A 10,720-nucleotide genomic window follows, 5' to 3' on the forward strand; every position below is an offset into this window, starting at 1 on the left:
ATTTATAATAATTTGATTGGACTTCCGGTCCATTCTGTTCCATTGGCTAGTTTTTCACCTTTCATTACCAAAGAAAGTGGTTCCAGTTTCACATCATCACCAATTTCACTATCGTAAAGGATGATAGATCTGGCTCCGATGCTACATCTCGCTCCGATTTTTACAGTGCCGACCTTCATGACACGATCTTCGAAAAGGTGGGTTTGTGGACCACAATCTTCATTCAATGCCGAATCATCGCCAATGCTCACCATATCATGCTCGGTAATGTCGGTCGTATTCAGCCAGACCCTTTTTCCGAATTTCACCCCAAAAAGGCTCAGGACCATTGGGAGAAAAGGCGTTCCTTTCATAAATTCCAGGAGGAAAGGGACGGCAAGTGCCTCATAGGTTGTGGTATTGGCTTCGCTGCGCCATACTTTATGTGTCCACATCGGGTGCTGTTCTGCTTTGAACTTTCCTATGGAAATCCATTTCAGCAAAAGGGTAACCAGTAATGCAGGGCCCCCCATATAGAATAAATAATAAAATGGAAGTTTCGGTGTTTCCTTCAGGATTTGTGACAGTGTACGGTCTTTCACCAGGTCATGGCAATAGGCAACAAACAAAACGCTGCAACAGATGATGACCGTTTCCGGAAGAATAATGCGGATGCCTTCAATGAGAAAACGTGCTGCTTTCCTGCCCATGGAAGGGTTAGTAGTTAAGGAGGCCGGGTAATTTCCGCTATCCTGTCTTTTAGGGAGGGCAATTGCCGGAGATCCAAACCAGTCTTTGGCATGCGTTTGTTCCAATTGTTCTGTGGTAGGTGGAGTTGATAAAACACCGATCAGCATGTCATCGCCCAGTTCATAGCCCTGTGGGATCAGGGCGCTGTTGCCTACAAAGCTCCGGTTTCCGACTTTAGTATGGTCGAGGATCAGCTGTTGTCCGCGGATGTCCTCTTCACCTAAGGTTACGGCATCGGCGATAAAGGATTCATCGCCAATCTCCAGCATGGTGTGGGTGACATTGCTGGCCGTTGATATTTCTGTGTTTTTGCCGATTTTTGCACCCAACATCCTGAAAAAGGAAGAAATGTAGACCGTAGCATATAAAGGATGAAGAACGATGAGTGAGGTTGAAATCAGCTGGTCTGAGAGCCATTTCCGGACGTATACCCCGCCATAAACCGGGTAGGTGCCTGGTTTCATTTTATATAGAAGTAACCTGGAAAGGACCACGGTTTCCAGGGTATAGAGTGACAGGTAAAGGATGGTGAGCAGTGGAATATGAACAAAGTAGTTGAAGCTGTAATCCGGGGCCTGTGTGTCCATATAATTTAAGATCTCAATTACCGGTATTAAGGGCAGCAAGATCACAATAGGAAAGAGAATGAGTAAGATGGTATATAGAAAACCATAACACTTTCTTTTGAAACCTGAGACATAGAGCGGTTGAGGCAGTTCTTCCGGTGTTTTCTTGTCCACAGGTTCGGCAGGGCTTCCTTTCCAGACTTCCCCTGTGGCAATGGTTTGTCCTGCCTGCAAATGACTCAGGTCCTGAAGTTCGCCCCAGGCTTCAATGGTTGTTCCTCCGGAAATTACAGCGCCACTTCCGATATAGGCATGGTCTGCAATTTTGATCTTCCGAAGTTTCAATAATCCGTTTTCTACGGTTGCATTATTGAGGACTACACCTGAGCTGATGCTCACATCGCTTCCTATCTCCAGCAGATCTTCCACACCTACCGTAATGGAGCTGATTTGGGAATCCGGCGACATTTTCATGCCCATCATCCGCAGATAGAAAGGATACAATGGTGTGCCATTCATAAATTGAAGCGGAACCAGCCGCTGGATAGATTTGACCAGCCAATAGCGGAAATAATAACTTCCCCAAAGCGGGTAATCCCCTTCTTTCGTTTTACCCAGTAAGAGCCATTTTAAGACAATGCTTAACAATGAAAACAAGGGAGCAATGAAGCAGAACAAGACCAGTGCGGTGATGATGGCCCAGAAGGTATCCCCTTTATCCGTTTCACTTTTCGCCACTTCATAATAATAGCCGAGATAAGGAACAAAGATCTGCGCCGCAAAAAGGCCGTAAATGACCAATAACGAAAAACCTTGTGCGATGCCGCAGATCCAGTAACGTAAAGAGCTGATCTTATGAAAAGGTTCTTTTTCTTTTTGAATGTTATTTTCCGCTTTTTCTGCTGCCAGTTCCCAGGTTTGGATCAGCTTACTGATTGGACGGTTGGTGTAAATGTCTTTTAAGGAAGCCTGATGAACGCCACCTTCTTTTCTCAGCCAGGAGGAAAGTGAGGCCGCGAGGAGGGAATGTCCGCCGAGGTCCATGAAGAAGTCGTCCTCAAGGTTGATGGTTCTTCCGGGAAAGAGGTAGGCCAGTCCTGCCATCACCCTTTTCTGCAATGGGTCATCAGGCTGAATGACAATCGTTTCTTCCGGTTTTACCTGCATCAATACTTCGGGAACAGGCAATTCTTTTCTATTGATCTTGCCACTTGGAAGGCGTGGCATTTTATCCATCAGCACAATGACCAATGGAACCATGTATGGAGGAAGCACTTTTCCCAGCTCGATTCTTGACTGATGTTCGTTAAATGCTGCATCTGATTTAAGTGTGACGTAACCGATCAGTTGTTCCTGTTGGTTGGCGTCTTTCTTTAAAGCTACTGCAGCTGCGGAAACGTATTCCAGTTCATTCAGTTTTACTTCTATTTCTCCCAGCTCTATCCGGTAGCCACGAAGTTTTACCTGATCGTCCAGTCGGCCGCGAAAATCAACACTGCCATCCGCATGCATCACTACTGCATCTCCGCTCAGGTAAATCCTGTCGCCGGGAACTTCATGAAGGGAGGCCGGTTTATCAAGAAATTTTTCTGCAGTCAGGTCGGGACGGTTCACGTAACCGTCACATACACCGGGGCCTGATATGATCAGTTGTCCCTGTTCTCCCAATGGGACGAGCTGAAACTGATCATCTACCACAGCAAGGTTGTAATTTGGCAGTGGATTTCCAATCGTAATCGCATCACCGGGCCTTAAAGGGATCATGGTGGCGGTTACTGTTGTTTCTGTTGGCCCGTAGCTGTTGTAAAAGACGTTATGTCCGGGTTTGCTCCACCTGTTCAGCACCTGACTGGTACAGGCTTCTCCGCCTGCATTGATTAAGCGAAGGCTTGGTATATCATCGTCAATGACCGCTAAAAGGCTTGGTACAGCATGTAGTATGCTTATTTTTTGCGCGCGTAAGATATCACTCAGTTCATCGATAGATTTAGCGGTAGTGGCATCGGCTACCCAGATGGTTGCTCCGGCAGAAAGGCTGATCCAGGTTTCTTCGCACCACATATCAAATGATACCGAAAATCCCTGATAGACCCTGTCTTCTGCCATAATCTGAAGGACACTTTGTTCCGATCTGATCAGGTGACAAATTTGGCGGTGACTGATTGGGATCCCTTTCGGTTTTCCTGTGCTTCCGGAAGTATACAATACATAGGCACGGTCGTCGGGCAGGGCGGCTATAGAGAATGGGTTGATTTCAGTTGGAAAAGGAGGGATGCTAAGGACAGGGCAACCGTTTGGGCTCAGCGCATCGCTGAAGCAGGCAGCGGCCCCCACTTCTTCCATCACCACATGGACCCGTTCTTCGGGCATTTCCCGGTCTAAAGGAACATATGCGGCGCCGGATTTTGCGATACCCAGGATGGCAACCTGTAATTCCATACTTCTGGGCCACCAAAGGCCTACAGACTGGCCTCTTCCGATCCCTTTGGATTGAAGGAAAGCAGCAACAGCATCACTCCATTGATCCAGCTGCTGATAGGTTAATGATTGCTCATTAAATATAAAAGCTGTTTTTTGAGGGTAGCTTGTTGCGGCAGACCTGAAAATATCGCCTATTGTTTCTTCCCGGATAAATTCCGGATGTTGTTTGCCGATGACAATACTCTTCGAGTCCATTAAGCGATGTTAAATTTAATTTATCGAAATAACCGAAAATTTTTGGTAAAACAAGGGAAATGAAATGGAATAAAAAAGCATCCACCCTTTGAGGTGAATGCTGGTATGAATGAGTTGGTGTTTGGTAGTTTATGCGAAATTCAGCCAGGAGCTGTCGGCCGAATAATCATCAATTACCTTAACGCTATTGTCGAATTGGAAGGAGGCGATTAAAGCAGCTACTTCTTGTTTAACCGTGGTGATGCAATTGTCGACCAGGTCTTTTCTGAATCCTTTTTTCTGTAAGTTGAGTACGTATCCGATGCAAATAACACGGGTTAATACTTTACCCAGATCCACCATTTTACGCTGCGAAAGGTTCTCTGAAAGACTAAAAGATAAGTCTTTTTTGAAATGCTGACAAGCTTCTGCGGTGAGGTTGAATACGTTTAAGAAATCAAACAGATTTGATTGTTTCTGCTTCTTCATCGTTCTGGTGATCATTTCTGCGGTTTGATTATACAGCATTTCATTGGAGCCTTCAAAGATCTGGAAAGGTCTGCTGTCCATGATTCCACGACCACCAATATGGGTTGTTCTGTATCCGTTAGCACCGGAAAGCTGCACCAGTAATTGCGCTGATTCCTGCATCAGGTCGGTCACCACTGCTTTCATGGTGTTTGCTTCCAGACCTTCAGTGGCTAAGTTGTGTTGAATTCCACTGATTTCACTGCTGTGCGCGCACATGGCAGAGCAAATGGTATATGCCGACTGGATTCTGGAAATTTGGAACTGCACATTGTCTATTGCCATTAAATTACCGGCACCTACGATACGGCTATGGCAGTGTTGCATGGCTTCGTCCAGCATTCTTTTGATAAAGCCCATTCCCATTCCCGGAAACTGCATTCTGCTTCTGTGGAGGATATCCAGCATCATTTTGATTCCGGTGGTTTCCGGTTTCAGTCTGAAATTATGAGGTACTACAAGGTCAAGTTTATTTAATCCGTAAGGGATCATATAAAGGCCGGCATTGTCAAAAACTTCTTCTACAACGATGTGTTGTTTTGGCTGTGTGATGTCACATAGGAAGAAATCAATGTCCCTGCCCAGGTCGCCATTCTCATTTGCATTTCTTGCAGCGATGATCCAGTAATCGGCCATGCCTGTAAGTCCCTGCCAATGTTTGGTGCCTTTGATCTGATAACCTTGCTCCAGCGCTTTGGAGGTTGTTTTCATATTGAGGGCATCACTGCCATAATCAGGCTCAGTAATCATGAGGCCGCCCATTTGACCTTTTTCAAGGAAGTTATGGAAGATCCCTGATTTTACGGACTCATCAGCATATTTAGAAACCGGCTCTAAAAAAAGGGCGATATTGATTCCAAAGGTCAAAGATAGTGGGAGGGATTCGTAAGATGCTGCAGCCAGAACGCCCAGGCATTCTTTAACGATACTTCCCCGTCCGCCAAATTCAGTAGGGATAGCGACCGAAAGGGGCTGCTGGTCCATGATTCCCTTCAGTATTTCAGGAGGTAAACCTCTTTCCAGACTTAGCTTATCAATATCGGACTGTACATGGAATAGATTTTTTAAAGTTTGCTCGAAGTCTTTGATGTAATCAGAAAACTTGATGTCGGTTAATGTCATATATAGAATACAAATATTTTAATAAGATCGTTTCGCAAATAAGTGAATATTTATCTAGAATCTTTATAAATAATAAACAATTTTTGCTGGATATCAAATTCAAAATAATGACAATACGGCGAACTATAAAATGATCACGGTCACATTGCTCTGATTTAGTATGACCAAGTAGGTCCCTATTCCTTCTTACACAGCTGTTTAATCCTTTCCATAGGTCCTGAAGGAAGTCTATGTCTTCCAGGGCACGCTAAAGAGAGTATGGAAATATACGGTTTAAATCAAAAGAATGGTAAGAATCAGCGATTTTTTTGGCCTATGGCAATTTCTTATATTTACAATTATGCAGTCAATTCCGACCTTAAACACCGAGCGGCTTATCCTGAAAGGCGTAAGCATGGAAGACGTAGCGTCTTACACCAAGTATTTTGTTGATTACGATGTGGTCCGTTATTTATCGGCAGAAGTGCCCTGGCCATATCCGGAAAACGGGGTAAAAGAATACCTACAACATATTGTATTACCTCAACAAGGTAATGGGCATTGGGTATGGGGGATTTTTTTAAAAGAACAACCAGATCAGTTAATTGGTACCATAGACCTGAGAAGGGAAGGAAAGCCGGAACACCGGGGTTTCTGGTTGGGTAAGCCATTTTGGGGAAGAGGAATCATGACGGAAGCAAACTTTCCGGTGATTGACCTTGCCTTTGCGGAGCTTGGTTTCGACCGTTTGCTGTTCGCCAATGCGCTTGGTAATGTTGGCTCGCGAAGAATTAAAGAGAAAACTGGTGCTCAGCTGATCGGTCACAGGGCGACAAAGTTTGTAGATCCCCTTTTTACAGAAAGTGAAATATGGGAATTGAGCCGGGAGAACTGGTTGAAATTTAAGGAAGCTTAGTTTTTTTTACCTGCTTTTTTGGGCGCACAATTCTCAGCTCACTAATCAGATTTTTTGTTGATTAATGAAGGGGATTTACTACTGAGGCTGTGGCTTGAGTAGGAGCAGGGCAGGGCTGAAATTAAATTCCGCGTCTGCCTTTGCTATTTGCCTGAAGAATACTTTTAAAACTACTTTTTGTTGACGAATACGCCTTTAAAAGCAGACCAGCATGCGTTTTTTATATCTGTAGGAAGTCCGTCTTTTACATAAAACTGGATTCCGTTTTCATCATAAAAATAACGGAAATAATTGCCCAATCTATCTGGTTTCTCTCCGGTGTGGATATTTTCACGACTCAGTAACCAGCGGGAATAAGTTACTTCAACACCATTTAAGGCATCTTCAAGATCTTTAATTCTACCAGAACTTTTGTCGTTATTAATCAATTCACTATAATCCATCATATCACATATTACTTTAATAAACAAAGATACGGATAATATAATGGTCCTGCGACTAAAGCCTTGTTTTTGACTGGAATCCGACGTTTCTGCCGGTGTTTTTAATCAGTTTGTGGTGTGGTTGCTTTCAGAAATTTGTTTTATCTTAACTGAAGGGGCCAGGTGTTTTTGTTCTTAAGAAAGCTGTAATCCGGGATATTATTTTATATTAACCTTTGTTATACTAATTTTTTTAGCATATTTACGGCCTGAAATCACTACTTTTAAATAAATCATGCTGTACGCTGTTGTAGATATAGAGACCACTGGTGGTTATGCCTCAGGAAATGGGATTACGGAAATTGCCATTCTGATTCATGATGGGGTATCAGTAATCAATTCATTTGAGACATTGATTAATCCAAAGCAATATATTCCTGATCATATTGAGGCGCTGACGGGTATCAGTAATGGTATGGTGGCGAATGCACCCGTATTTGCTGATGTGGCTTCGGAGATTTATGATTTATTGCATGATAAGGTTTTCGTGGCACATAATGTGAATTTTGACTTTTCTTTCATTAAACACAACCTCAGCGAAGCGGGCTATGATTTACAATGTAATAAATTATGTACGGTAAGGTTAAGCCGTAAAATATTGCCGGGACATAAATCCTATAGCCTCGGTAAGCTGTGTGCTGCGTTAAAAATTTCGCTTAATAACCACCACAGGGCTGGGGGAGATGCTAAAGCTACTGCGGAATTGTTGCACATGTTGCTTCAGAATGATTCGGAGGGGCTCATTCATCAGTCGCTTAAATCTAGTTCTAAAGAACAGGTATTGCCTCCTAATTTGCCAAAATCGGAGATAGACAAGCTTCCATTAAATCCTGGTGTCTATTATTTTAAAGACGAGAAGGGCAAAGTAATTTATATCGGGAAAGCGAAAACGTTAAAGAAGAGAGTGTGTTCGCATTTCAGTGGAAACAATGCAGGTAAACAACGTCAGGATTTTCTGAAAAACATTTATAGTGTAGATTTTGAGGTCTGTGGGACTGAATTGATGGCTTTCATTCTGGAAGCAACAGAAATCAAGAGGCTATGGCCGGAAAATAACCGCGCGTTAAAGCGGTATGAGCAAAAATATGCGATATATTCTTTTGAAGACCAGAAAGGGTACCTCAGGTTAGGTATCGATACCTTTAAGAAGAACATGCCGGTATTGTATAGTTTCAATACGATTCTTGAAGGTCACCATATTTTACGGATTTTGATAAAAGACCATTTTTTATGTGAGAAGCTGTGCTATATCCAGAAAAACAGGATCTCCTGTACCGGTCATGAGGAGGGAAGTTGCAGCGGGGCCTGCGTAGGCAAGGAATCGGCCCCTGCATATAATGTCAGGGTGAAATACGCCATTGAGCAGTTGAGATCTATGCTTCCTAGTTTTGCTGTTATCGATGCTGGAAGAACAGAAGATGAGCAGAGCTGTATTTTAGTAGAGCAGGGCAAATTATATGGAATGGGGTATATTTCCCAGTATGCAGATGTTAATGCGCCTGATCTTCTTAAATCCGCATTAAAGGCGTATCCGTCGAATGACTATATTATGCATCTGATCCTGACACATACAGAGCAATATCCCCAAAAACGAATCGCGGTTTAATGGCTCCGCTTTTCGATCTTACTATGAATTTTCAAGGTTTCTTTTAAAGCTGCCGATCCATACCAGATGATCAGGTCTGCATCCAGTAATTTTGATTGGATAGCCGGATCCGTGTCTACTAATTTTTTTGCTTCTTCAATGGTAGGGACATCAAGGATAAAGATACCACGGTAATTCTTGTCGTTTTTACCTAAAGGTCCGGCAACAACTAATTTCCCATCGGTCACTAATTTTCCAATATTTACCATGTGTCCCTTAAAAACACTGTCTTGTTTTGCTTTGGAAAGACTTTTTTCCGTTCCTGTTTTTAAAATAGCGAGTACATAGGTCTTCATTCCGTACTCATCGGCATTTAATTCCTTTGCCAGCTTTTCATCGTAATTTTTGTTGGTTTCCTGAGCATTTACCCCTGCGTAAAAAGCTGTTAAACAAATAATTAATGTGGTTATAAGGTAGCGTTTTTTCATGTGATGTTAAATTGTGGTGAATCCCCCGTGTTATTTCTGTATTTCTAAATTACATTTTTTTTTGCATCCTATCGTGCTTAAAAGCAGTGAAATACGCATTAGACCTGAATTTATTTGTAAAATAGATTTGCGGTTCTTCATTTTTACTCCTATCTTTGGGGCTCCAAAAAAGGGAAAACGCATCCATAGCTCAGCTGGATAGAGCAACGGTTTTCTAAACCGTAGGTCATAGGTTCGAATCCTATTGGGTGTACAAGGGATTTATCTCTTAAATTAAGGCGAAGTTGCTCCAGACTTCGTCTTTTTTTGTTTAAAGGGTTTTTTAGACAGCTTTCCTAAGCAAAATATGAATCAGTATTGGCATTTATTTTAGGTGTTTCATGCTTCAATTTGTTGACACCATTGTTTACACCAAGAAAATAAAGTAACGGATTTCTATGTAAAAAAGAAACTCCATGATGATAATCGACATGGGGTTTCTTTTTGTTATTATTGAAAATGAAGCGCTTTTTCATATCTTTTGCAGTAAATTTAACTAAGTATTAAAATCAATATGAAAATAATATTTTACATTCTAATAGTTATCATTGCGGCCTGCCTGATAAATTTCTGGTATGAGTTTTACGTCCTTGGTCATTATTATAACAGTGCTGGCTTATTTTTTACAGTCTTGGGTGCATTGATTCCAGTTGCGGTGATCGGGATTTCCTATAAGCTAATTAGTTATTTAAAAAGCACTAAAGGATGAAAAATCTATACCATGTATCCCATGCAGTACAAAAAATAGAATAAGAGATAACCTTGGCATCATGTAAAGAAGATCTTTTATGTCGTTAGCCTTTGGTTTCAATCTTAATTGGGTTAGTCAAAATTTTATGAATAGGACACTTATCTGCTATTTGCATCAAGCGGTCGTGTTGCTCTCCTGTCAGCGCTCCGGTTAATTCAATTTTTCTGGTGATTACCGTAGCCTCATTCATATCTTTCTCTTTACATATCGCCAGCTCAATCCGGATAAATTCGAGATTAAGCCCCTTCCGGTCTGCATACATCCTTATCGTGATCGCTGTACAACTGCCCAGACTGGCAAGTAGCAATGCACCCGGTGCCATCCCTTCATTTGTTCCACCAAGTTCTTCCGGCTCATCGGAGTAAATAAAGTGTCCATCGGAGTACACTTTAGTCTTATAATTTGACCTATCCAGTTCGGTTATTGCGGTGATTTGTTTGTCTGACATATTGATAAATAGATATAATGGTTAAACTGATGTAAATATTGGAACAACAGGATGTACAAAACGTTTGCTCATTTCACAATTAAATATTATTTAGTTAAGATTACCTAAACATTTCAACAATAAATTTGTTGTCAATACCTAACCTCATATAAATATGCTAAGTAATTATCTAAACTTTCAATTTGATGTTCAGGGAAAACCTGTGAAGGGTTTTTGCATGAGGATTCAGGATGATTTTCATGAAACCTATGCCGTAGTATTGGATGGCTATCATTCTTTTTGCGTATGGCTGGATTCTTCCAGTACCTGGAGGTCTTCAAAATATACAAGTGTTGAACCTGGGATACTCGAACAAATTATCAATCGCTTGTCGCTCAGTAAACTTGCCTCCTGATTTTCAGTTTCTGTAAATATCTTTACTTGAGCCAACCA

8 protein-coding genes and 1 tRNA gene are annotated in these 10,720 nt (G+C 42.0%); 4 read left to right on the plus strand and 5 right to left on the minus strand.

What is annotated here, in order from left to right; translation table 11 throughout:
• Window positions 1-2: 2 nt before the first annotated feature.
• Together AAFF35_RS08690 and AAFF35_RS08695 are read right to left on the minus strand one after the other, a co-directional pair.
• On the minus strand, window positions 3-3,971 hold the full coding sequence (locus AAFF35_RS08690) for a Pls/PosA family non-ribosomal peptide synthetase (RefSeq protein WP_342332044.1): 3,969 nt from the start codon (window positions 3,969-3,971) through the stop codon (window positions 3-5).
• Between the two features lie 129 nt (window positions 3,972-4,100).
• Window positions 4,101-5,600 carry an acyl-CoA dehydrogenase family protein gene (locus AAFF35_RS08695; RefSeq protein ID WP_342332045.1) on the minus strand — a complete coding sequence of 500 codons (1,500 nt, stop codon included), beginning with the start codon at window positions 5,598-5,600 and terminating at the stop codon, window positions 4,101-4,103.
• A 340-nt stretch (window positions 5,601-5,940) separates the two neighbouring features.
• Between AAFF35_RS08695 and AAFF35_RS08700 the strand changes: the two genes are divergently transcribed.
• Entirely contained in the window at window positions 5,941-6,495 is a 555-nt protein-coding gene (locus AAFF35_RS08700; RefSeq protein ID WP_342332046.1) for a GNAT family N-acetyltransferase, read from the plus strand.
• A gap of 170 nt (window positions 6,496-6,665) precedes the next feature.
• Here AAFF35_RS08700 and AAFF35_RS08705 read toward each other — a convergent pair whose 3' ends face one another.
• Entirely contained in the window at window positions 6,666-6,941 is a 276-nt protein-coding gene (locus tag AAFF35_RS08705) for a hypothetical protein (protein WP_073234326.1), read from the minus strand.
• 271 nt (window positions 6,942-7,212) lie between these two features.
• On the opposite strand from AAFF35_RS08705, the gene AAFF35_RS08710 reads away from it, so the two are divergent.
• Window positions 7,213-8,583, plus strand: coding sequence for an exonuclease domain-containing protein (locus tag AAFF35_RS08710; protein ID WP_342332047.1), 1,371 nt, complete (start codon window positions 7,213-7,215; stop codon window positions 8,581-8,583).
• Here the strand turns inward: AAFF35_RS08710 and AAFF35_RS08715 are convergent.
• On the minus strand, window positions 8,580-9,050 hold the full coding sequence (locus AAFF35_RS08715; RefSeq protein ID WP_342332048.1) for a YciI family protein: 471 nt from the start codon (window positions 9,048-9,050) through the stop codon (window positions 8,580-8,582). The genes AAFF35_RS08710 and AAFF35_RS08715 overlap by 4 nt on opposite strands.
• Before the next feature lie 179 nt (window positions 9,051-9,229).
• Between AAFF35_RS08715 and AAFF35_RS08720 the strand changes: the two genes are divergently transcribed.
• Window positions 9,230-9,303 (plus strand) — tRNA-Arg (locus AAFF35_RS08720).
• Between the two features lie 580 nt (window positions 9,304-9,883).
• Here the strand turns inward: AAFF35_RS08720 and AAFF35_RS08725 are convergent.
• The gene (locus tag AAFF35_RS08725; protein WP_342332049.1) at window positions 9,884-10,288 is read right to left on the minus strand and encodes an OsmC family protein; all 405 of its coding nucleotides are present in this window, start codon (window positions 10,286-10,288) and stop codon (window positions 9,884-9,886) included.
• A 154-nt stretch (window positions 10,289-10,442) separates the two neighbouring features.
• Here AAFF35_RS08725 and AAFF35_RS08730 point away from each other — a divergent pair, with 154 nt between their 5' ends.
• Window positions 10,443-10,682 (plus strand): hypothetical protein, encoded by a 240-nt coding sequence (locus AAFF35_RS08730; RefSeq protein ID WP_342332050.1) that lies wholly within the window; start codon window positions 10,443-10,445, stop codon window positions 10,680-10,682.
• Window positions 10,683-10,720 lie beyond the last annotated feature (38 nt).

It is taken from the genome of Pedobacter sp. FW305-3-2-15-E-R2A2, assembly GCF_038446955.1.
GTDB lineage: Bacteria > Bacteroidota > Bacteroidia > Sphingobacteriales > Sphingobacteriaceae > Pedobacter.

Coding starts and splice junctions, on each gene's coding strand:
- AAFF35_RS08700 (WP_342332046.1), top strand. CDS start 5,941: ATGCAGTCAATTCCGACCTTAAACACCGAGCGGCTTATCCTGAAAGGC.
- AAFF35_RS08725 (WP_342332049.1), bottom strand. CDS start 10,288: ATGTCAGACAAACAAATCACCGCAATAACCGAACTGGATAGGTCAAAT.
- AAFF35_RS08705 (WP_073234326.1), bottom strand. CDS start 6,941: ATGATGGATTATAGTGAATTGATTAATAACGACAAAAGTTCTGGTAGA.
- AAFF35_RS08695 (WP_342332045.1), bottom strand. CDS start 5,600: ATGACATTAACCGACATCAAGTTTTCTGATTACATCAAAGACTTCGAG.
- AAFF35_RS08730 (WP_342332050.1), top strand. CDS start 10,443: ATGCTAAGTAATTATCTAAACTTTCAATTTGATGTTCAGGGAAAACCT.
- AAFF35_RS08690 (WP_342332044.1), bottom strand. CDS start 3,971: ATGGACTCGAAGAGTATTGTCATCGGCAAACAACATCCGGAATTTATC.
- AAFF35_RS08710 (WP_342332047.1), top strand. CDS start 7,213: ATGCTGTACGCTGTTGTAGATATAGAGACCACTGGTGGTTATGCCTCA.
- AAFF35_RS08715 (WP_342332048.1), bottom strand. CDS start 9,050: ATGAAAAAACGCTACCTTATAACCACATTAATTATTTGTTTAACAGCT.